We start from the raw sequence: 23173 nt of genomic DNA on the forward strand, positions 1-23173 counted from the left end.
AATCAGGAACTCCGCGGCGCCCATGCTGAACGATCGCCAGAACCAGGCTGTACATTATACTCAGGGACCTCTATTGGTGCTGGCCGGTGCCGGTAGCGGTAAAACCCGGGTGATCACCGAGAAAATTGCCTACCTTATTCGTCAGCAAATTTACACGGCACGCCAAATTGGTGCGGTGACTTTCACCAATAAAGCCGCCAAAGAGATGAAAGAGCGTATCGCGCAAACCTTGCCAAAAGCGCAGTTGCGCGGTCTAACCGTGTGCACTTTTCATACTCTGGGACTGAATATTATCCGGCGCGAACTCAGCACACTGGGCTTCAAACCCGGTTTTTCGTTGTTTGATGATCAGGACACTTACGCTCTGCTAAACGCCCTTACTGAAGATATATTTGAGGGCGACAAAGCCCTGATTCAAGCCTGTCAGCATCAAATAGGTCACTGGAAAAACGCCATGCTGTCACCGGAGCAGGCGTTGCAAAAAGCGAATAATGATCAGGAAAACGCTTTTGCGCAAGTGTACCAGCAGTACCAAAATAATCTCAGTGCCTGTAATGCGGTCGACTTTGACGACCTGATTCGTCTACCGACCTTATTGCTGGCAACTAACGAAAACGCCCGCGCGCGTTGGCAGAAAAAGTTTCAGTATTTATTGGTGGATGAATATCAAGACACCAACACCAGCCAGTATCAACTGGTCAAGTTGCTGGTGGGCGAGCGAGCCCGTTTTACCGTAGTGGGCGACGATGATCAGTCCATTTACTCCTGGCGCGGTGCGCAGCCGAAGAACCTCGCATTGTTAAAACAGGACTTTCCGCAACTGGAAGTGGTGAAACTGGAGCAGAATTACCGGTCCCACGGCCGTATTCTGAAAGCAGCCAACATACTCATTGAAAATAACCCACACGTCTTTGAGAAAAAGCTGTTTTCTGAGATGGAATACGGCGAACCGCTGAGTGTTATCTTTGGCCGGAATGAAGAACATGAAGCCGAACGTGTGGTGGCAGAAATAGTAAAGCACCGCTTTTTGCGCAAAACCCCTTACCACCATTTTGCCATTTTATACCGAGGAAACCATCAGTCGCGCTTGTTTGAGAAGGCCCTGATGAACAACCGCATTCCCTACAAAATCACCGGTGGCCAGTCGTTCTTTGCCCGCGCAGAAGTAAAAGATATTATGGCTTACCTGCGCTTACTGGTGAACCCGACAGACGACACCGCGTTCCTGCGTATTATTAACACGCCGCGCCGTGGCATTGGTCCGCAAACTGTGGAGCGCATTGGTCGTTTGTCGCAGGAATTAGGTTGCAGCTTATTTGAAGCCTGCCAGTCACCCTATTTAAAAACGCAGCTCAACACCGGTGTTTTTCAGCATGTGGACGTGTTCCGCAACATGATAGATACCCTGGCCCGTCAGGCTGATCATCAGGAAGATGCCAGCGATGCAGTGCGACAGTTACTCAGCGAAATTGGCTACGAGGACTGGTTGTTTGAACAAAGCCCCAGTGCAAAAGCGGCCGAAATGCGCATTAAGAATGTGTACGAACTGCATCGCTGGGTGTCCGATATGCTAAAAGGTGACGCTGAGCATGAGCCGATGTCAATCGACCAGGTGGTCAGCCGCTTGTCATTGCGCGATATGATGTCCCGTAATGAAGAGGATGAGCAATTCGAGCAAGTACAGTTGATGACCCTGCACGCCTCCAAGGGTCTGGAGTTTCCCCACGTGTTTTTGGTGGGGATGGAAGAGGGATTGCTACCGCACCAAAGCAGTATCGATGAAAACAACATTGAAGAAGAGCGTCGGCTAGCTTATGTGGGCATAACCCGGGCACAGCATAAGTTAGTCTTCACTATGGCGAAAGAGCGCCGACAGTTCGGTGAAAAGCTTGAGCCGCAGCCCAGCCGTTTTCTGCTGGAATTACCGCAGGACGATTTAGAATGGGAACACCGCAAGCAAAAGTCGGATGAAGAGCGGGAAGAGCAACGAAGTCAGGGGCTGGCCATGCTAAAAAATGCGTTGAAGAAATCTTAGGCACAGACAAAGTGACTGCCATCGTCCTTTTTCAGTTCCACTCCATAGTGGGTATCGATAAAACGGCCTTGTCCTACTGCAACCCCCTGAGCTTCAACGTCCTGCTTTTGACCTTCGGTTTCCAGGCCATCCGCATATACTTGAATATCCAGCTCGTTGCACAACGTCACAATATGCTTAAGCATGGCCTGCGCGCGCGAATTGCTGCCCAAACGGGCAATGTAATGATGGTCGAGCTTCAAAATACTGAACGGGAAGTTATACAGGAACTGAAGCGGTCCTGAACCACTACCAAAATTATCTATCGCTAACGTGAAGCCAAATTCAGATAGACGTCTCAGACTGGCGAGCACTCGGCGACCGTCCTGCACTAATGAGGTTTCATCAAACTCTAAAACCAGTTGCTCCGGTTTAACGCCATTATCCAGTACGATATTAACCAGCTCATTCAAATGACTTGTTTTAAGCAAATGGCGCACGGATAAATTCACGTGCAACATCACGTCTTTGGGAAGACTTTTCTTTGTTACCCACTGACAGGCAGTTTTTAGCGCATAACGATCAAGCTTCACAATAAGCCCGGTGCGCTCCGCAAGCGGCAACAACTCACTACTGTCGAATGAATAACGCGGGTCTTGCCATTCTATGCGCGCTTCAATACCTGTTATCTCGCCACTATCAAGCTGCACAATAGGCTGGTAGGTGACACCGAAATCCTTCTCAACTTTTGCGTGCCGCAACGCTGTTTCTTTACGAACGCTGTCAACCAATGATTCGTGCATGCTGTCGTCAAACAGGACGTAGCGACCACGTCCCATGCCTTTCGCCTGATACATCGCCGCATCGGCGTCACGCAGCAGACGCTCAGCTGAGTCGGTTTTTTCAAGACATTCAGCGATACCAATACTGGCGCCGGAGTAATGCTCTTGGCCGTTTAACTGGAAAGGTTCATTCATTTGCTGAATGATACGTTTGGCCACGTCCTTTGCATCCTCAATCGAGGTAATAGTATCCAGCAAAATGACAAACTCATCGCCACCTAAGCGCGCAACCATATCGTTATCTCTGACACAGGCACCAATACGTTTACTGACCTCTAATAAAAACTCATCCCCCGCAGAATGCCCCAGGGTGTCGTTAATGTTTTTAAAGCGATCTAAGTCAACAAACAACACTGCAAAATGATGCTCCGGGTGGCGCCGTTTATGGGCCACGGCTTGCTTTAGTCGCTCATTAAATAAGATTCGATTCGGCAGTCCGGTCAAATTGTCATGATGCGCGGCATGGAAAAGGTTCGATTCGGTTTTCTTACGACGTTCAATTTCTGAAACCAGCTCCTCAGTGCGTTCCGCCACTTTCTTTTCAAGAAACTGGTTAACACGCTGTATCTCTTCTGCGGAACGTTTTCGATCAATCGCCACCGCAACGTGCTGAGATACGAAGTTAAGAAGCTCTAAGTCATCACTTTTGTAAAGAAACTCACCGTCATACGTTTGCACGGCGATAACGCCAAACACTTGCCCGTTCATCATCAGCGGACTACCGAGCCACTGCTTCGCGAGTTTCATACCGCCATAGCCAAGCTCAATTTCATTTTTTTTGAGTAACTGTTGGCGTGTACTCGAGTCAATAAAAGCAGGCTCGCGTCTTTTAATAACGTACTCAGTTAAACCTTTACCGATCCGCCTTTTCTCGGCTTTGTTACCGGTTTCGTCGACATGGTAAGGAAAGTGAAGAAACTTTTTATCGTCAGACAGTAGCGCAACATAGAAGTTATCGGCGTGAATGAGCTTGCCAATTTGTCGGTGCAGTTGCCGGTAAAACGCGCCCATATCATCTGACGTATTCGTTAATTCAGAGATAGCGAATAATACTGATGTCTGCTGCTCTGCACGCTCTCGAATCGTAATTTCACTCATTAAGCTTTCGTTAACGTGTCGCAGCTCTGCCGTTTGATGCTCAATTTCACTTTGCATCAGGTCGCGCTGCTTCAAACGCTCCAACGCGTTGACAACGTGCTGAGAAACGAACATCAATAAGTCTTCGTCCGCACTGTCGTACCGAACATCTTCGTTGTAGCTTTGTACCACCATTATCCCAATAGTCGCATTGCCATGCTTTAAAGGGACACCCAGCCAGTCTTGTTGTTCAGCTCCTAGTCCCTCAATTTCGCCTTGTTCTATTAGACGTCGATAGACTTCTGGCGGGCAACGCAGTGGCTGTCCTTTTCGCAAAACGTAGCCAGTAAGGCCTTTGCTTAACTGATCGATAGGAACTTGTTCAAAAATTGTGTCTTGGTCTATTTCATCGACAAAATAAACAAAGTCAACAATCTCTTGTTTCGCGTCATATAGGCAAATATAGAAGTTGCGAGCGTACATAAGCTCGCCAATAATTCCATGCAAGGAGCGGTAGAAATTATCCATTTCGCGCACAGAAGCCGCCAGTTCCGAAATACGGAACAGCGCCTTTTGGACCACTTCAGCGGAACGGTACTTTTGGGTCAGCCCCTTGAGTCTATCAACAACCTTTTTCAGGCGTTCATTTTCACTCTCTAGTTGCCGAACTTCCGTCTTGTTTACCTTTCCTTCTGTCATTTTTGCTTACCTGTAAGCACGACACTCCTTGCCAAGCACACTTAATCAACAGATGTTAATTTTTTTAACAGAGAGGTAGTATAGACAGTGGTCAGACGTTTGGAAAGATTTTGCGAAAAAATTTGAATATTCAGAGAAAAAACACTGGGGGATCACGTCAATTGACGTTAAAAAGGTCGCAAAAAGCGACCTTTTATGACATTTACAATAGAACTTTTGACTTAGATATCTTTCGTCATGTAGTCAATTGCGGCCTGAATTTCTTCTTCAGAGCAGTCGCTACAGGTACCCATTGGCGGCATCGCATTAAAACCTTCAACTGCATGCTTCAATACAGTATCCATACCCTGAGCCAGACGCTCTTCCCAGTCTGCCGCATTATTGATTTTCGGAGCACCCATAACGCCACTAGTATGGCATGCAGTACAGAACTTATCATATACCTGCTGACCTGAACGTGGACCGCTGCTTTCTTCCGCCGCGCTGCTCTCACCAGCCACATAATGTTTACCGATAGGTTTAATACGCTCAGCAATCGCTTCGCGAGACATGTCGTCTTGTACTGACGCAGCGCTTACAGACAGCGCAAACAATAAAGACAAAGTACCTAAAACACTTTTTACAAAGAATGAATTCATAACTCTCACTGGTTTCTCCTAAAATGGCTGGTGTTCTTGCACGCCCAGTTAGTGGATGCGATTATAACCACAAATGCGCAAAGGATAAACACTTGGCTGAAATTGCCCGAAAAATTGCTCTTCTGGATCTGGATGCTTTCTTCGCATCGGCGGAAGAATTGCGTAACCCAGCGCTTAAACACCGCCCGTTTGCGGTCGGTGGCGGCGGCGAGCGGGGTGTGGTTGCCACAGCGAATTACCTGGCACGTCAATACGGCGTTCGCAGTGCCATGCCCGGCAGTCAGGCACGAAAACTGTGTCCTCAACTAACCTTCGTCAAACCCGATGGTGCGTATTACCGGGAATTGTCCAATCAAGTGCTCGATGTTCTTTATGAAGTGACACACCGGGTAGAGCCGGCCTCTATTGACGAATTCTATTTAGACCTTACTCACAACGAACTGTACCGGGGCAGTGCAACATTAACCATGAGTGCAGTAAGAGAACGGATAAAGTCATTAGGAATAACCGGCTCAGCTGGCATTTCCAACCAGAAAATGGTCGCCAAAATTGCCAGCGAAGAGCACAAGCCCGATGGCCAATTTGTGGTGCCTCCTGACGAAGTATTAAGCTACATAGCCACACTTAGCCTAAAGCAAATACCCGGCGTGGGCCCGAAGAGTCAGCAAGTACTCACTAACTATGGACTTATGACGGGAAAAGACATTCAAAACATAGAACTGCAACAACTTCAGGAAATACTGGGCGAAAAAGCTGGTTATGTATTGTTTGAGCGCTGCCATGGTCGCGATAAGCGGGAAGTCGTTACTGAGCGTATTCGAAAAAGTGTTGGCGTAGAGCAAACATTAACGTCAGACATGAAATTAGAGTCAACGGCACAAACTTACGTGCAGGAAAATTTACTGCCAAAACTTCGTGAACGCATGAAAGTAAAACACTGGCGTGAACAGCCCATACGAAGCCAAACACTTAAACTGAAATTCTCAGACTTTACTCAAACCACGGTTTCCAGAAGCACTCAGTTTGTGTCGCCCAGTTTGTTCTATGAGTTGCTGAGCGAAGCCTGGCAACGAGGCAAAGGGAAAGGGGTAAGGCTGTTAGGGATCAGTGCTGCATTACCTGATCCCAGTGAACAGCTGCAACTTGAGCTCGAGCTCGATTAGTCGCCTTTTACCGTAATGGTGATTTTCTTAGATACAACCGCTGGGTCGTGTGGTACGTGATTTTTGTCACCCAGGATAAGCTGCAACGTATGTTCGCCCGGCTCCAAAGTCACCATGGTTTCTGTTTGACCGCCACCAAAGTGAATCACGTCACCACCCATCGGTTTATTCATCGCCGGCAGTTCGTCTTTATCGATTAATAAGTGGTGATGCCCAGTATGTTTCACATCGACACCCGCTGGCGCAACACCCATACCGTTCAAGCCAAATTTCACTTTGAAGGTTTTGCCAACCACTTCACCGTCTTGAGGTGAAATAATGTAAGCCTGTGCGTCGGCTGACGCTTCCGTTCTCTCCATTTGAGCGGCTTCAGCCGTTGCCAATATCGGCGTCCCTATCAGCGCAAGTGCGCCAATCATCCAAGCCTTATTCATAACCATAACTCCTTTATTTGATGTCTATCAATTCAGTTTAAACTGTGTCACCAATTCTTCCAAGCGCTCAAAGGCGCGGCTTAATTCTCCACACGCTCGCTGCGTATTGTTCAGGTTGGTGACGCTTTGCTCGTTCATACTACTGATATCCATAATGTCTTTGTCCAGAGTTTGGATCACTGACGTTTGTTGTTCTGTTGCTGATGCAACCGAGTGGTTCACCTCGTCAATTTGCGAAATAATAGCGTCGATTTCGCTCATATGCTCAGCCGACTCCTCTGCGCTCTGGACACAAGCGTCACTAATTTCACGGCTCTCTTCAATCACACTGACTGCTGACTTGGTGCCCTGTCGAACTTTCTCAATCATGTTTTCAACTTCAGCCGCCGAATCAGAGGTGCGCTGGGCTAAGTTACGAACTTCATCGGCGACAACAGCGAAGCCACGACCGGCTTCACCGGCTCGCGCAGCTTCAATCGCCGCGTTAAGCGCCAGCAGGTTTGTCTGCTCGGTAATGCCTTTTATCACTTCAATAATTTGGCCAATGTTTTGCGTGTCTTCGTCTAGCTTGCCTATTGCTTGTCCCGACGCATCCATTCGTTCAGATAAGTGTTGAATTTGCTGACGGTTATGTTGCAAGGCCTGCTGTGCCGCTGTTGTTTTTTCACTACCCGCGCTCGCTTGTGCCGATGCTTTCGCAGCACTGTCTGCAATTTCAGTCGCACTAGCGCCAAGCTCATTAATTGCCGTTGCCACGGAGTTCGCCTTATTCGCCTGCTCATGGCCAATATGCATTGAGTCGTCACTGGCTTTCGTCATACTACTGATATTTTGTTCGACTTGTTTTGCTGCGCTCGTCACTTCTTGTAGTGCATTCTGAATTCGCTCGATAAACTCATTCATACGCTGCGACACAACACCGAACTCATCGTCTGACTCTACCGGCAGCCGCTGCGTTAAATCGCCCTCACCTCGGGCAATATCCGTTACCGCCTCATTCAGACGGCGTAGCGGTTTGAGTAATAACCTCAGCAACCAGCTCATCGACACAACAACAGCGACAATGCCAAGCACTAAATAAACAACGGCAGTCCAGCCAAACGTCGACACATCGGCATAGGCTTTTGTGCGATCAATGACGACCCCCAAATACCAGTCAACGCCTTGAATGCCTTTAATTTTATGAAAAGAGACCAAGCTATCCTGGCCATCCACTTGGTATTCTTTAAAGCTCGACGAGAACGACACAGAGCTGCCTATGTAGTCATTTAAAGAGGTCTCAATTCGTTTTTCATTCGGATGAACCAAAATATTTCGGCTATCACTGACCAAAAAGGCCTGTCCCATGCCCATGAAATCGATGTCGTTAATAATGGCGGAAATATCATCCAGCATCATGTCGCCACCAGCCACTCCCACCAAGCGACCATTCCGTTCCATAGGCACAACGGCGGTAATCGTCAGCTCATCTGTGGTTACGTCAATATAAGGCGTCGTGTAGGTTGGCTGCCCTTCATCAACCGCCAGCTGATACCAGGGGCGGCTGCGGGCGTCATAGTCGTCAGGTAAGTCAATACTGGTATCGTCGAGTAAAAAGGTGCCGTCAATGAGTCCGTAATACACGTTTTTAAAATTACCTGCCGCTTTCGACTGCTGCACGCGTTCCAGCGCGCGCTCGGTTGAGTCAGACGGCTCATAGACGTTGGCAGTCGCCTGCACAATGCTCATACGGTCATTAAACCACTGTGAGATATTGTTCGACACCGAGTCCGACAATGCCTGCATTTGCTGCTGAAGATCACTCCTGGTTTGCGTCGACATTTGCAAAAAATTAGTCAACGTAAAAATACCCAAGACCAACACCAGTATCGCCGATGCAGCGACAATGACTTTTTGAGTGAACTTCAGTTTCTTCAGCATGATTTTTAATCGCTTTTTATTATAAGTTTTGCTTAGCCAACCTGAATATCGGTTTCAGGGAAACGTATGTGTCGCTTACGTGGCGTGGCTAAAAAGTACGCTAGAGTTAATGGCCCGACACGACCGGCAAACATTAAAAACACCAGTATCACCTGGCTTGCTGCCGTTATCTCAGCAGTAATACCTCTTGAGAGCCCGACCGTCGCAGACGCCGATAAAACTTCAAAGGTTATATCTATAAACGGCAGCGGATTCAAAATCATTAGGAGAAATATCCCCAGAAACATCAAAGTCAGAGTGACTAATGTCACCGCCAAAGCCTTCATAACAATTTCTTGTGGTACCGTTCTGTTCAGTAAAGTGACGTATTCGCGACGTCTTAGAAAAGCATACGTAGCCACTAACAGCACAATAAAAGTGCCGAGTTTAATACCACCGGCAGTACTCATCGAGCCGCCACCAATGAGCATCAGCAACAAGGTGAAAACCGCCGTCGCTTCGGTCATCGCACCGGTATCAACGGTATTAAAACCCGCTGAACGAGGCGTTGTTGCCTGGAACCAGGCCGCCATGGCTTGGTCACCTACGCTCAAATTGGCAAACGTAGCGGGGTTGTCCATTTCTAACAGCCAAATAATAGCGATCGACACCACATTAATAATCAACGTCGCGATTAAAATGGCCCGGGTATAAACCGAAAACTTATGCCAACGTCGTTTTTCCGCAATATTCGTAATAACGGAAAAGCCTAAGCCACCCATTACGAATAAAATACTAACAATAAGGTTTACGGGAATACTGCTGGCGTAATCGACAAGCCCATTAGGCGAAAGCACAAAACCAGCGCTGTTAAAAGCAGAAATGGCGTAAAATACCGCTTCAGCCAATGCGTCAACAAAACCTTTGTCTGACCACCAGGTAAGTGTCAAACCAACCACCGCGACCGCCTCAACAACAAGAGCCAAAGAGACAACCGCTTTAGCTGTGCGCCCAATATTAGCCAAGCTGGTCTGGTGCATGGCTTCTTTAGCCATCAGCTGATGCTGAAGGCCGACATGCCCCCCAATCGACATAGCGGCCAATACCGCGAAAGTCATGAAGCCCAAACCACCTGCCTGTATCAGCACCGCTAGTACGGTAAGCCCAAACACGCTGTAGGTAGCACCAGTATCAACCACGACCAACCCAGTTACGGTGACTGCCGAGGTCGCGGTAAACAAGCTTTCTAACCAGGTTATCGGCTGTTCGGTGGCGCCGGGAATTTTCAGTAATAACGTGCCCAACAAGATCAAGCAGGCAAAGCCTCCTGATAGAATGACCGGAGGGCTTGCCTTAAACGCCTTACGCTTACGTCTCCCTGGTCTACGATACAGCCAAGCTAAAGAAGGTAGCCACTGCTTCATGAATGTTCTTTCAGTTTTGGTGCTATAGATTTAAGCGCTTTTAAACTGCCAGCCATGACTAACGTTTCGTTACCTTCTAACTCCATTCCCATTGGTGGGTTAGTTGTTACTTCGTCACGCTTTTTTAGCAGAAGAATATGAAAGAATTCAGAGTCCTCGGATGAAATGTCACTCAAGGTTTTCCCTTTTAAATACTCACCAATATGAATTTCCACGCAAAACCAATTATGCCCAAGCGACATGTATTCGTTCACCATGGGGTAGTTCAGTGACTGTGCCACACGAATGCCCATTTCCTCTTCCGGGTGAATAATGCGGCTCACCCCCAGTTTAGAGAGAATCTGGTGGTGTGACTTAGACGTGGCTTTGGCCCAAATTTCTTTCACACCAATGCTTTTCAGGTGTAAAACACACAGTAAACTGGCTTGAAGATCCTCGCCAATGGCCACTAAGACGACTTCACAATTGGCGAGGTCGAGCTCTTGCAGCGCTTTTTCATCGGTCACATCGGCTATGGCTGAATGCGTCAGCACTTCTGCCATGGCTTCAACGGCTTTTTCGTCTGAATCGACACCAATGACGTGGTGTCCAAGGTCTAAAAGCTCCATTGAGGTTCGGGCGCCGAAACGCCCCAAACCGATAACACCAAATTCAGCCATGTTTTACTCCTCCTAAGCTATTGTCACACTCTTATTGCGCTTTCGCTGGTGCCAGGAACAGCGCATTCATTAGCAAGGTGTTCAAGCCATCCATGTAAGCCCGGTAGGTTGGCTCCTGAGTGAAACTTATCACCATTCCTTTGCCAGTCGGCTGCCAGATTAGTAACGGTTTATAGGGCAGCTGCTTCGCAATATCGTTCCAAAGGAAGCCGCTTGCCAGCATCGTATCTGCGTCGGCAAACCAAGCAATGTTGCGACCATGGTTAATGTCGATAGGGGTCAGCACATCGTTGCCATTATAAATGCTGACGACCTGCGGTTTTACACCCGCACTTAACCAATGGTCAGTATCGACTTGCGCATTTAACAACGCCCCCGGCACCCAGTCTGGATCAGCGCCATGCGGTTTTATTTCTGTTAAAAATTGTTCGCGGCTCTCAATCACCTTGCCGTCAATTTTCAACTCCTCCGCCGGTTTCTCCACACCGTCTTCCGGTACCTTGCGCTCGAGCTTCGTATTAAGAAGACCAGCATCGACAGCCCAAGCTGACGCACCACCTAAGGTCAATAAGACCCCTCCATCTGAAACCCACTGCTTTATTTTCTCGATGGTTCCGTCAGTGAATACGCTGTCATACCCGCCTTCCGGCAAAATCAGTACATCTAAGCCGTCCAAGTCATCCTGAATCAGCTGCATGGTGCGAATAGCGGTTACTGGGTAGCCCATTTGACGCTCAATCACAAAGCGAGTGTGGCCAGCGTTATAGGCACTCACTGGCTCATCCCAGGCAATGGCAATGTTCGGGGCTTCTAGCTGACTGACATTGTGCGAGCCAAAGTTCGGACCTTCAGTCATCCAGCTGGTATCGACACCTTCCACTGTCGCCCCGGACTCTTCTGCCAATTTTTGCAGAGTTTGTGACAGCTCACTACCGTTATCCGCAACCGTCAGAATAAGAGAACCACTTGGAAACTCGCCCGCTGTTTCATGAGTAAAGGCTAACTCGCTTTGGCGTACACTTAAGCCTTCACGTAAGGCAGAAGTTAAAAAGCGCCCCGCGTTCATGTCGCCCCAACGCACTAAATAAGCCACTTCCGCGTCCGGGTTCATCACTTTACCCGGGGCAATGCGACCTTCTTCAACCATAGCGGTTTTTACGTCAGGTAAGTCGTCGCAACTGTGGTTGTCCACATTAAACATCAATGGCAACGACCAGCCAGTTACGTCATAAATTTGGTCTGGCAGGTTGTTCTTGCGGCGTTGCTCCTGCTCTTTTAAGAAGTCGTCCGCCATGTCGACTTGTTCGTCCATCAGTGTGCGAATAAGACGATGCGACGGTTGTGCCATATCAACGATATAAGCGCCCGGTTTGTAGTCAACGTCACACATTTCAAAGGCCTGCTCTGCCCGCTGCACTTCAACACCCTGTTCAACCAGCAAAGACGCTAGTTTAAGTGCGCCTGCCGGGTCATCTGTTGCCGGTAAAATCAACGAGCGAACGTCGCCGTCTTCACCGGCTTCAACGGCGGACTGACGATAATTCCAGAATTTCTGCAATAATGCTTCACGACGTTCCGACACCGTTTGAATGGTCGAAATAGACGCAATAAAGTGCTGTTGAACACCGTCAGCATAGGTCAGTACGTCACCGTCTTTGCGGTTAAACAAATGGCCGCGAGCCGACGCCATTTCGTACGTCATTGCTACCGAGCCGTAGTAAAGTGGCCAGCTGGCACCGTAGCCCGGATAAAACGCATCGAAAATTTCGCGAGTGAAATAATCGAACCCCTTCTTGTCGAACCACTGACCGTTATTTTTGCCTATCCAGTTCAGACTTTCGCGCTGGGACTCGGTAATTAACGGGTTATAAGGTCGTGCTTCCGGCGTAAAGTAGTACGTCGAGTCGCCGCCCATTTCATGCAGGTCAACAAACACCAGCGGATAGTATTTCAACAAAGCATCAATTTGGCCGCTAATTTCCGGTTGCGTGAGCGCAATCCAGTCTCGGTTCATATCGAATAAATAATGGTTGGTGCGCCCGTTTGGCCAGGGCTCGTTATGTTCCGCACTGCGGCGATCGCCCGAATGTTCCATGCCAATACTCATGTAGTAGCGGTCAACAAAACGTGCTCGCCCGTCTGGGTTTTGCAATGGGTCAATAAAGACCATGGTGTTGTCTAGCCACTCCTGTGTTTGTTCCCGCTGATCATGCAACAAATGATACGCCGTCATCATCGAGGCTTCCGGCGAGGAAATTTCGTTGCCGTGAACCCCGTACGACAACCATATACTGCCTGGTAGCTCGTTAATCAGTTTTTCTGCTTGACTGCGGCTCGTTTTACGCGGATCCGCCAGGGACTGCATGCCTTGGATAAAACCGTCGAAGTCAGCAATGTTCTCTTCGCTGGAGATAACCGCATAATATAATGTACGACCTTCCCAACTCTCGCCGTACTCCAACAGCTTCACCTGCTTAGGATACGCCGCTTTTAAAGCCTCAAAATAGCGACTCATGTCCGTCGGGCTGGTGATTTTGGTACCTATTGGATAACCAAGCACCTGTTCGACCGTTACTTTCGAATCGGCATAGTTGGCTTCAGGTAGCAGTGAGCTTTCTCCAGCCAGTTGCTGGGCATGTGAGGGAAAAACAAACCAAGAAGCGGCGACAAGAGCCGCAATTTTGAGACTGCGCATGATCATTCCTGTTGTTCAGTGCACTTTTAAGAGTGCCTAGGGTTTCTTTTTATGTCCCCCTAATGTAAAAGCTTGAACAAGGGAAGTGAAGCTCAATTTAGGCGCTATGAATAAAAAGACTCAAATAACCACGCTGCTGGCGGCTATAGCCACAACGCTAATTCTGGCCGGATGCCAAATAACACCTAATAACGTAAAACGCGTGCTCAATTCCGGCGTGCTTAGCGGTAACGACCCAACCGCCGTAGTGGAATCTATGGCACGTGAACGTTTGCAAAGCTACCGCAACAACCCACAACTGCTTGTTAGCGACATTGAGGACTTACGCGAGGCTTTGCGTGACCTGCGTGCTGTTGCTGAGGCCATTTGGGGTGACGAGGAAAATACGGTTCCCAGCGCGAAAAAGTACGTTAAATACAGCGATAACTTTCATGCCAAAGCTGTGGTCGACTTTGAGCAGGGGATACTGACTGTTGCTACTCTGCATGACAGTGCCACCAAAACTCAGACTCGACAAAAGCTGCAAGCGGCAATCGTGCGTACATTGCTAACACCGTCAGATTTAACAGCAGTCGATATATTTACGGCCAAAGAGTCGCAGGGCTCTGGCAAGCCATTTTTAAGCGGCCAAGTCGTCGACCATGATGGTGTCGTGGTTGAATACCAATGGCGAGCGAATCGTTTTGCGGAATATTTAGTAAAGAATAAGCTTCAGGTTCGTCAGGCCAAGGACACAGATGTTTACGAGGTAAGAATCCCACTTGTCGACGAGCATAAGTCACTACGAAAGCACCAATATTCAGGCTACGTTATAGCCGCCGCACAACGGTATAAGGTTGAACCTGAACTAATTTACGCCATTATTGAAACGGAAAGCAGTTTTAATCCTTATGCAGTGAGTCATGCAAATGCCTATGGTTTAATGCAAGTTGTCCCCTCTACCGCCGGTCGAGACGTGTTCGAGCGTATTCGAAAAATACCAGGACAGCCCACTTCTCGACAGCTGTTTGATCCTGCACAAAATATCGACATTGGCAGCGCGTACCTGCATATATTAAAGACTCAGTATTTAAAGGGTGTTTCACACCCGACTAGCCGAGAGTATGCTATTGTTTCAGCCTACAACGGCGGCGCCGGTAATGTATTAAAAACATTTTCCAGCAACCGCAGCCGTGCTTTACAAATAATAAACCGGAGCCAACCTGGGCTTGTGTACCAGGATTTAACATCGAAACATCCGTTGGCAGAAAGTCGTCGTTATTTAGAAAAAGTCATGTACTTTAAGCAGAACTACTGACTCCCCCTAAACATGCACATTTAATCGGAAAGGAAGTAATGACCCGAGAGCTATTCATTAAGATACTTTGGCGATCACTTGCTGCATTTTTTGTATTGCTGGGGTTAATTGGAATCGCGTTACCAGTTATGCCGACAGTTCCGTTTCTCATTGCTGCGCTGTGGGCTGCCAGTAAGGGCTGGCCAAGACTCGAGTCATGGTTAATCAACCACCCTAAGTACGGCCCAGATATTCAGGCATGGCGGGAGTATCGCGTTATTAAAAGACGTTCTAAAGTATATGCCCTAATCATGATGGCTTGTGGTTATATAGTCCTGTGGCTATTTGTTCCTCAAGTCGCAAGTTGGCTAAAAGTAACCGTAGGGCTTATTTTACTTACCGTCGGAAGTTGGTTAGTTAGTCGCCCAGAGTCCCCACCTAAAACAACAACTGATTCCTCTTAAATTAATAAAAGGAAGAACTTTGATCTAAGTCACCTGCTGCGGAACTGTGCAAGTGGCCTCAGTGTTAATATACGCAGAGGTTAGTCTGAATTTGAGGTTCATATGTCAGTTATTAGGTGGGACAAAAAGTTAATTGCTAAATACAATATTAATGGTCCCAGGTACACATCGTATCCAACGGCATTAATGTTGTCTGAACAGTTTTCTCAAGATCGCATCGCCAATGCACTGAAAACCGCCGGCGATGAGCTGTGCTTATACCTGCATTTGCCGTTTTGTCATAAGCTCTGCTATTACTGCGGCTGCAACAAGGTCATTACCCGCCATCAGCATAAAGCGGACAAATATTTAGACTACCTCGCACAAGAGATGGCGATGTATCAGCCATTAGTTAAAGACAAGAAAATTCGTCAAATTCACTTGGGTGGCGGAACGCCCACCTTTTTGACCGAAGAACAGCTGACACGACTGATGGACTTGGTTCATCAGCACTTTACCTTTGCCGAAAACCCAGAGGTGAGTATTGAGATAGACCCGCGCAGCTGCAGTGATGAGAAACTTCGCCATTTGCGTGAGTTAGGCTTTAACCGTGTTAGTTATGGCGTACAAGATTTTGATAAAAAAGTACAAATTGCCATTAACCGTGTGCAGGATGTCGACCTCATTGCACGTCAGTTACAACTCAGCAAAGAGCTGGGCTTTGACTCAATTAACCTCGACTTAATTTATGGCCTGCCATACCAGCGTCCGGAAACCTTTAAGAAGTCGATAGAGCAAGTGATTGAAATGGACCCCGATCGCATTTCCGTATTCAGCTACGCGCACCTACCACAACGGTTTGCCGGACAGAAGAAGATACCGGAAGAGTCCATTCCACAACCGTCAGTAAAGTTGAGCTTGCTGGAGCAAGCCATCACTCAACTTAGCGATGCCGGCTATCAATTCATTGGCATGGACCACTTTGCGAAAAAAGAAGACGGCTTGGCCATAGCCCAACGCGAAGGTCGATTACAGCGTAACTTCCAGGGGTACACCACAGATGGTCAGGACGCACTACTGGGCTTAGGCGTGTCCTCTATTAGCCAGGTTAACGGAGTGCTATGGCAGCATGAAAAAGAGTTACCGGCTTACTACAAAATGATAGATAGCGGACAAAAGCCGATTGTCAAAGGCATGGCATTAACCGACGAAGACAAAGTGCGTGCAGCACTTATTTCACAAGTCATCTGCCACTTTGAGCTCGATATAGAAGCCTTTAAAGCCGAATGGAATATCGACGACTTCTGGGCGCACTTTGCTGAAGCCATACCGCTACTGAAGCCATTCATAGAAGACGGTTTGGTCGACGTATCCGACAAAAAGCTCCGCGTCACAGAATTAGGTCGCCTCTGGGTACGCAGCATTTGCGCCTGTTTCGACGAATACCTGGACCACGGTCAGAATCGCTACTCTAAAGTGGTTTAGCGGGGAGGCGCTCTCTTCGGGCAGGGCATCTGTTACCAGAGAGACGCCGTGAACCCATCCATGGGGGCTTGGGTGGCGCCATCCTTGGCGCCACACACTCTCTGATAACAGATACCCAACCCGTCGACGCTTTTTCCCGCTAACTAAATATGGAACGTTGCTTCGTTCAGCCACAGGTGCAGCAGTATGCTGGCTATGTAGCCTAGTGCAATCACCGGTGTCCACTTTAGGTGTGAGGCAAAGGTATAATAACCGCGGGCTTGACCCATCAGCGCAACGCCGGCGGCTGAACCAATGGATAGCAAGCTACCACCGGTACCTGCGGTGAGGGTAATGAGCAGCCACTGCCCGTGTGACATGTCGGGTTCCATCGACAGTACCGCAAACATAACAGGGATGTTATCGATAACGGCGGACACTACCCCCAAAATACTGTTTGCCAGGGTGGCGCTCATTCCGCCATATAATGATTCAGACAACAAGCTCAAGTAGCCCATAAAACCTAAACCACCAACGCACAACACAATGCCGTAGAAAAACAACAAGGTGTCCCATTCGGCGCGTGATACACGGCTAAAGACGTCGAAAGGTACCACACCACCTAGTTGCTCCAGACGTTTTTGGTCACCCGCTCGCTCGGCCATGGCGCGCTTACGCGCTAAGGAGCCTGGTAAAGTCATACGCAGGAAATAGCCAAAGAACTGCAGGTAACCCAGACCCATCATCATGCCCAATACCGGCGGTAAGTGCAGCCAAATGTGGCAGGTGACCGCTGTTGCAACAGTAAACAGAAACAGACCGGTAATACGCAGCGCGCCACGTTTCAGCTCGACTTCGGTATGCAACGTCGTCGGCTTCTTATTTTCTATAAAGAAACTCATGATAAGCGCTGGTATTAAATAGTTCGCCACTGACGGCAGGAACAACCGCAAAAATTCAGTAAACGTCACTTGCCCGGCTTGCCAAACCATCAGCGTGGTAATGTCACCAAACGGGCTAAAAGCGCCACCGGCGTTGGCCGCAATAACAATACTGACACAGCACAAGGCAACAAATTTTTTGTCGTCTTGTGCCACTTTCATTACCACGGCACACATCAACAGTGCGGTTGTCAGGTTGTCAGCAACAGGAGAAATAAAGAAGGCTAAAATACCCGTTATCCAAAACAACTTGCGGTAGCTGAAGCCCTTCTTCAAAAGCCAGGCGCGCAAGGCGTCGAATAAGCGCCGCTCTTCCATCGCATTGATATAAGTCATTGCCACCAGCAAGAAGAGCATCAATTCAGCAAACTCTAACAAGTTATGTCGAAATGCTGACTCCGCTAAAGCCGCATGCTCCCCGGTATAGACAACGCCAATGAGAATCCAGATAACGCCGGCGGCAACCAGCACTGGTTTGGATTTTCTCATATGGAGCTTTTCTTCGCCCATCACTAAAATGTAGGCGAGAGCGAAAATAATTAAGGCGGCGTAGCCAACGGTGGAAGAGGTTAAATCGATACGGTCAGCAGAGGGCTCTGCTGCCAGTACTGATACCGAAAATAACAGGGAAATGACGGTAAGCAGTAATTTTGTCATGGCGCTGATTGAGCGCAAGCTATGCCGAGCTACATAACTTGCACCAACTCTCCTTGTCGGTTAATGGTTAAAAAGTGTTTGATCATGCCAGCCTGAATTTGGAATGCGAGCGGAGAATACCACAAAATCAATTTTTTAATGCACTAAAAAATAGGAAATTAAACTCCCTCTTTGCAGGTAGATATATCAAATTCAACTACATGACATAACTCTATATCAGACTGTAAGAGAAGTGATGGAAAAGCTGGCACGCCGCACTGAAATGATCTTACGACGTAACAGCTTAATGTAACTGGCTATTAAGTGAGTTGATAAACTTGCTCTGTCACCGGGTTATCTTCCGGCTTCTCACCATTGACGATACCTTCATCAGACTCGAGTTGCTCAATACTAAAGCGCTGACCAAACCCCGATTCCACTTCGCCTTCACTGACCGAAAATGGAGGGCCTTCCCGGAATCCCGCAGGATACTGCAAGGCTATTAGTAACCCCTGAGCGCGTTCAGGCAACTGCTCGCTTAACTGCTTCACGTAGTGTCGACGCATTTCCGGCGGTAACGCCACCATGGCAGCTCGATCATACCAGGCATCCACATCGGCTAGATCTTTGCCAGTCAACTCAAAGAAATCCCCCACCCAAATGACCAGCTCATCCAGTGCGTATTCTTTGAACTTACCTTTTTGCGATATGGTCGGCGTTAAGCCGTTGTCATTGAAAAACTGCTGTACCGCAAGGTCGCTCAGCTCTATACCAAACACCCGGTAGCCGTTGTCTAATAACCACAGCATATCGTTTGATTTACCACACAGCGGCACAAATACCGTCGCACCCGGCTTGGCGACTTTCTTAAAATAGCGCCGCAGCATCTCGTGAGCTTCCGGGCGGTGAAAGCCAATTTGCTGATTTTCCCATCGTTCATGCCAAAAGCTGGCTTCCATGACGACTCCTTTTTTAAAACCGCTTACTACCCTTAAAAATTTTCTCGTAGGGTGCCTGTAATGTTAAAAAAGATCCAGTCTCACTCTGCCCGTTATTAAACGCCGCTCCTAAGCCCCCAAATTTATTAGCCGTTGTTTACCTACCCACTGCTGCTATATCATTGGACTGGAATTTTGGGAACACAACGCTGGTTATTTATGCTACGCAATGCATCAATCATTAATGTCTTTCGAGTATCCCTTGCGATTATTGCGATTGCCGCTAGCGCATCTTCTTTAACGGCTTTCTGGCTGTTGGATAGTTCAACTCAAAATACCAAGCTTATTAATATTACCGACTCCATACGCATTAACACCTATAAGTTCACCACTAGGCTTACCAATAACCAAAACGAACAAGCTCATTCGACTGCAGAGAAGATTCAGAGCTTGTGGGAAAAGTATCTTTCAAGCACCCGTTCATCTGGAGCTAGCGAAGAGTTCGAGACCCACGCAACTAAAATCAATCAGAATTGGCAAAGTATTATTAGAGACATTCAAAACAAAGGTTTCACTCAACTATCTATTGACGACTTACAGCGAATTGACTTTTACATAGACGATCTCGACCAGCTCGTTAAGATGCTTCAGGATAATTCAGAACAAAGAATGGGGGCTGTCTGGGTTTCTTTGGCATTCGCGCCACTCGTTATTGTCCTAATGTTCTTTTTTTTACTAACTGTACTAAAACTAAAAATCGATGAACCACTGACGCATTTGCTCTCAGTGTCTAAACGCTTAGTTCGAGGCGATTTTACAGTAAAATCACAGCTCAACAATAATGATAAAATTGGTCAGCTGTCTTGCGCGCTGAATAAAATAGCAGAAACCGTCAGTTATTTTTATGGCGGTCTTGAGCGTCGTGTTAAGCAGCAAACTGAGGAACTTTCGCGTAAAAACAAGGTGCTCTCTTTTTTGTACGACACTGCCCACTCTATTATCGAAAACGGCTACGATTACAACAATTACCAAGAAGCCATCGAAAGGCTTTACGAAGTAAGCGAAGTTGACGACATTGAGCTGTGTCTGCTGACCGAAGAAGGGAACCGCCCATTCCTGCAATTGCAGCCACGCCCAAATTCTCATGAGCCCTGTGAAGCCGGCGACTGCGCCACCTGTATAAAAGCCGGCCCGGGTGCGTCGGTTATTGAGGACAAAATGGTCTATCGCTTTGTGTTGAAACGCGAAGACCAAAATTACGGTGTGCTCATTGTACGCTGCGACCCAACAGAACCACTGGCCACCTGGCAGCAACAGCTGATGAGCTCAACCGCCGACCAACTGGCCTTATCGCAAAGTCTTAAATCAGAAGAAGAGCAAGTGCGCCGTCTGGCACTGATGCACGAGCGTACCGTTATTGCGCGTGAGCTCCATGACTCTCTGGCGCAGGCACTGTCGTACTTAAAAATTCAGGTTACGCGACTGCACAAAGCCGTCGACAAAAATGACCGTGACACCATTGACGATGTGAGCAACGAACTGCGCGAAGGCCTGAACGCCGCCTACCGCCAGTTGCGTGAACTGCTGACCACCTTCCGCCTGAAAGTCGACGGCTCTGGCCTATACAACGCGCTGCAAACCACGGTGAAGCAGTTCTCCGAACAAAGCGACATGGCCATTAACTTGGACTATCGCCTGAACAATATTCCATTGGCGCCGCACGAAGAAATTCATCTGCTACAGATTATTCGGGAAGCCAGTCAAAATGCGATAAACCACAGCGAAGGCACCGAAGTCAGCATTACGTTGTCACAACCAAGCGGACAAGACGTTGAGCTGCACATTCGTGACAACGGCATTGGCCTGCCTGAAAACACCGAGAAAATTAACCACTACGGTCTGGCAATTATGCAAGAGCGCAGCCGCAACCTCGGCGGCGACATTCGTCTGCAACGACTCGAAAGCGGTGGCACCGAAGTCTTCTTTACCTTTACTCCGGATTATTTGTTGCAATAAGTTGAGTTTTAATCTCTAAAACGGCAGTGGCAGTTTCACTGTGCGCCCGCCGTCGACGGTAATCACTTGGCCCGTGATAAACGAGGCGGCGTCGCTGGCTAAAAAAGCCACGATATTTCCAATGTCACTTGGGGTGCCGGTTCTTCCGATTAAGTGTTGTTTCGTGAGTTCTCTCAATGCTTGCTTCGGGTCTGGTTGAGACTGGATATAATTGCTGTTTAGGTCAGAGTCTATCCAACCCGGTGCGATGGCATTACAACGAATATTGTCCTTACCCAAGTCGACAGCAAGTGCGCGAGTAAAACCATGGACGCCGGCTTTAGAGGCACAATACGCCGTATGGAATGAGTTCGCTGCATGGCCCTCAATTGAGCCGATATTGATAATGCAGCCACCGCCTTTGCGACGCATTTGTGGCAATAAGGCTTTGGCTAAAAAAATGGGCGCGCGCAGATTGATGGCCATCATGGTATCCCACTCGTCCTCGGTCATCTCTTCTAACGACCGTTCAAACATGATGCCTGCATTGTTAACCAGTATATCGGCACCGCCAAAATAGTGCTCTGCGGCTTTGGCAATGTTAGTCGGCGCATCTCGATGGCTCAGGTCAGCTTCTACCCACTGTACATTGGGATTATTGCTCAGAGGCGGCTCTAACGGTTGTCGTTGGGCAACCAGCACCTTAACGTTGGCCGCTAACAGTTGTTCCGTGATACCGCGACCAATGCCCCGGCCTCCGCCAGTGACTACCGCTACCTTACTCATCTTTCCGTCCCTCTTTATAACAACCTAATGTATGACTAACTGGGCAACCATTCTGCAATAGCCATCACTGTTGCCGCAAGCCTGCCTCGTGCCCAAAACTCTTGCGCCAATCTCTTGGACTTACCTGATGACGTTGCTTAAAGTGCTGACGAAACGAAGTACCGGTTTGAAAGCCCACCTTTTCTGCCACCGCATCCACCGACAGTGAGGTCGTTTCTAATAGCTCTCGCCCTTGCCGCAATCGCTCGCTGACTAACCACTCCATCACCGACATGCCTGTTGCCCTCTGAAAGTGGCGGGTGAAGGTGCGCCGACTCATTGCTGTTCGCTCAGCTAAGTCGTCAATACTATGTGGCCTCGCGAGGTTTTCGCGGAGGTAGTCTAACAATCGGTTAATGTGCGCATCTTGTGTCGACATTGCTACCGGTTGCTCAATAAATTGCGCTTGCCCGCCCTCTCGGTGTGGCGGCACCACCATGATCCGGGCAATCGAGTTAGCCGTTTTCGCGCCGTGAAACTCACGCACTAAAAACAAGCAACAATCTAGACCCGCGGCTGTGCCGGCCGATGTCACTAGCCGTTGGTCTTCGACATACAAGGCGTTGGTGTCTAACTTCACATTAGGAAAACGCGCCAAAAAGTCCTGTTCGGCTAACCAGTGTGTTGATGCGCGCTTATTCTCTAGTAAGCCCGCATACGCCAACGCGTAAGTGCCATAACACAAGCCTACAACATGGGCGCCTCGTTGGTAACAACGCCGTAACGCGCTGGCAAGTTCGTCAGATGGCGGCTCGTCGAGATCGTGCCAACCCGGCACTACCGCAATATCCACATCGTCTAGTAGCTCTAACCCTCCATCGGGTTTCAGTGTCATGGCCCTTTCTGATTCTAAGGGCTGACCGTCTGGGGCGACGATCACCAGTTCAAATAACGGGTTATCCGGCCTCGACATGCCGAACACCATATAAGGCACCGAGAAATGAAAAGGGCTGAAATGCGGATGCACGATAAGCCCGACTTTAGGTACTGACACAACACCACTCCTAGCAAGCATTTATTGCAGTATAGTCGAATGGCCCAATCTTTTCGAACATTGTCATTTAGGTCAATATTTTTAATGCAATCGCTGGCCTACTATGTCCATCGTTAA

General features: G+C 48.4%; 17 protein-coding genes. 6 read left to right on the forward strand and 11 right to left on the reverse strand.

Annotation, left to right across the window (positions count from 1 at the left end; all coding sequences use genetic code 11):
• The first annotated feature begins 22 nt into the window (after nucleotides 1-22).
• A complete protein-coding gene (gene rep, locus CEW91_RS11520) occupies nucleotides 23-2035 on the forward strand; it encodes a DNA helicase Rep (RefSeq protein ID WP_088769178.1) in 2013 nt (670 codons plus the stop codon).
• Here the strand turns inward: rep and CEW91_RS11525 are convergent.
• Both CEW91_RS11525 and CEW91_RS11530 read right to left on the reverse strand, forming a co-directional pair.
• A complete protein-coding gene (locus CEW91_RS11525) occupies nucleotides 2032-4632 on the reverse strand; it encodes a sensor domain-containing phosphodiesterase (protein ID WP_088769180.1) in 2601 nt (866 codons plus the stop codon). The two genes, rep and CEW91_RS11525, sit on opposite strands and share 4 nt — an antisense overlap.
• 221 nt (nucleotides 4633-4853) lie before the next feature.
• Nucleotides 4854-5279, reverse strand: a complete 426-nt coding sequence (locus tag CEW91_RS11530; RefSeq protein WP_088769181.1) for a c-type cytochrome — start codon at nucleotides 5277-5279, stop codon at nucleotides 4854-4856.
• An 83-nt stretch (nucleotides 5280-5362) separates the two neighbouring features.
• Between CEW91_RS11530 and dinB the strand changes: the two genes are divergently transcribed.
• The gene (dinB, locus tag CEW91_RS11535) at nucleotides 5363-6433 is read left to right on the forward strand and encodes a DNA polymerase IV (RefSeq protein ID WP_088769182.1); all 1071 of its coding nucleotides are present in this window, start codon (nucleotides 5363-5365) and stop codon (nucleotides 6431-6433) included.
• Here the strand turns inward: dinB and CEW91_RS11540 are convergent.
• The 5 genes from CEW91_RS11540 to CEW91_RS11560 are packed head-to-tail and all read right to left on the reverse strand — an operon-like array spanning nucleotide 6430 to nucleotide 13544.
• Nucleotides 6430-6867 (reverse strand): DUF4399 domain-containing protein, encoded by a 438-nt coding sequence (locus CEW91_RS11540; RefSeq protein ID WP_088769183.1) that lies wholly within the window; start codon nucleotides 6865-6867, stop codon nucleotides 6430-6432. The two genes, dinB and CEW91_RS11540, sit on opposite strands and share 4 nt — an antisense overlap.
• Before the next feature lie 27 nt (nucleotides 6868-6894).
• Entirely contained in the window at nucleotides 6895-8787 is a 1893-nt protein-coding gene (locus CEW91_RS11545; RefSeq protein WP_088769184.1) for a methyl-accepting chemotaxis protein, read from the reverse strand.
• 32 nt (nucleotides 8788-8819) lie between these two features.
• On the reverse strand, nucleotides 8820-10190 hold the full coding sequence (locus CEW91_RS11550) for a TrkH family potassium uptake protein (protein WP_088769185.1): 1371 nt from the start codon (nucleotides 10188-10190) through the stop codon (nucleotides 8820-8822).
• On the reverse strand, nucleotides 10187-10849 hold the full coding sequence (locus CEW91_RS11555; RefSeq protein ID WP_088769186.1) for a potassium channel family protein: 663 nt from the start codon (nucleotides 10847-10849) through the stop codon (nucleotides 10187-10189). Before CEW91_RS11555 ends, CEW91_RS11550 begins: the two co-directional genes overlap by 4 nt.
• A gap of 31 nt (nucleotides 10850-10880) precedes the next feature.
• Nucleotides 10881-13544, reverse strand: a complete 2664-nt coding sequence (locus tag CEW91_RS11560) for a M14 family zinc carboxypeptidase (protein ID WP_088769187.1) — start codon at nucleotides 13542-13544, stop codon at nucleotides 10881-10883.
• Between the two features lie 85 nt (nucleotides 13545-13629).
• Here CEW91_RS11560 and CEW91_RS11565 point away from each other — a divergent pair, with 85 nt between their 5' ends.
• The 3 genes from CEW91_RS11565 to hemN all read left to right on the forward strand — a co-directional run bounded on the left by CEW91_RS11565 (nucleotide 13630) and on the right by hemN (nucleotide 16748).
• Nucleotides 13630-14841 (forward strand): murein transglycosylase domain-containing protein, encoded by a 1212-nt coding sequence (locus CEW91_RS11565; RefSeq protein ID WP_232506974.1) that lies wholly within the window; start codon nucleotides 13630-13632, stop codon nucleotides 14839-14841.
• A 38-nt stretch (nucleotides 14842-14879) separates the two neighbouring features.
• Complete coding sequence (locus tag CEW91_RS11570) at nucleotides 14880-15284, forward strand: YbaN family protein (protein WP_088769189.1); 405 nt, start codon at nucleotides 14880-14882, stop codon at nucleotides 15282-15284.
• A gap of 102 nt (nucleotides 15285-15386) precedes the next feature.
• The gene (gene hemN / locus CEW91_RS11575) at nucleotides 15387-16748 is read left to right on the forward strand and encodes an oxygen-independent coproporphyrinogen III oxidase (protein WP_088769190.1); all 1362 of its coding nucleotides are present in this window, start codon (nucleotides 15387-15389) and stop codon (nucleotides 16746-16748) included.
• A 143-nt stretch (nucleotides 16749-16891) separates the two neighbouring features.
• Here hemN and nhaD read toward each other — a convergent pair whose 3' ends face one another.
• Both nhaD and tmpT read right to left on the reverse strand, forming a co-directional pair.
• Nucleotides 16892-18325 carry a sodium:proton antiporter NhaD gene (nhaD, locus tag CEW91_RS11580; RefSeq protein WP_088769419.1) on the reverse strand — a complete coding sequence of 478 codons (1434 nt, stop codon included), beginning with the start codon at nucleotides 18323-18325 and terminating at the stop codon, nucleotides 16892-16894.
• Nucleotides 18326-18624: 299 nt separating this feature from the next.
• Nucleotides 18625-19263, reverse strand: coding sequence for a thiopurine S-methyltransferase (gene tmpT, locus CEW91_RS11585; RefSeq protein WP_088769191.1), 639 nt, complete (start codon nucleotides 19261-19263; stop codon nucleotides 18625-18627).
• Nucleotides 19264-19461: 198 nt separating this feature from the next.
• Here tmpT and CEW91_RS11590 point away from each other — a divergent pair, with 198 nt between their 5' ends.
• Entirely contained in the window at nucleotides 19462-21258 is a 1797-nt protein-coding gene (locus tag CEW91_RS11590) for an ATP-binding protein (protein ID WP_088769192.1), read from the forward strand.
• 15 nt (nucleotides 21259-21273) lie between these two features.
• Here CEW91_RS11590 and CEW91_RS11595 read toward each other — a convergent pair whose 3' ends face one another.
• Both CEW91_RS11595 and CEW91_RS11600 read right to left on the reverse strand, forming a co-directional pair.
• Nucleotides 21274-22023 carry an SDR family NAD(P)-dependent oxidoreductase gene (locus CEW91_RS11595; RefSeq protein ID WP_088769193.1) on the reverse strand — a complete coding sequence of 250 codons (750 nt, stop codon included), beginning with the start codon at nucleotides 22021-22023 and terminating at the stop codon, nucleotides 21274-21276.
• A gap of 64 nt (nucleotides 22024-22087) precedes the next feature.
• Nucleotides 22088-23056, reverse strand: a complete 969-nt coding sequence (locus tag CEW91_RS11600; protein WP_088769194.1) for a GlxA family transcriptional regulator — start codon at nucleotides 23054-23056, stop codon at nucleotides 22088-22090.
• Nucleotides 23057-23173 lie beyond the last annotated feature (117 nt).

Origin of the sequence: Idiomarina piscisalsi, from assembly GCF_002211765.1 — a bacterium.
Classification (GTDB): Bacteria; Pseudomonadota; Gammaproteobacteria; order Enterobacterales; family Alteromonadaceae; genus Idiomarina; species Idiomarina piscisalsi_A.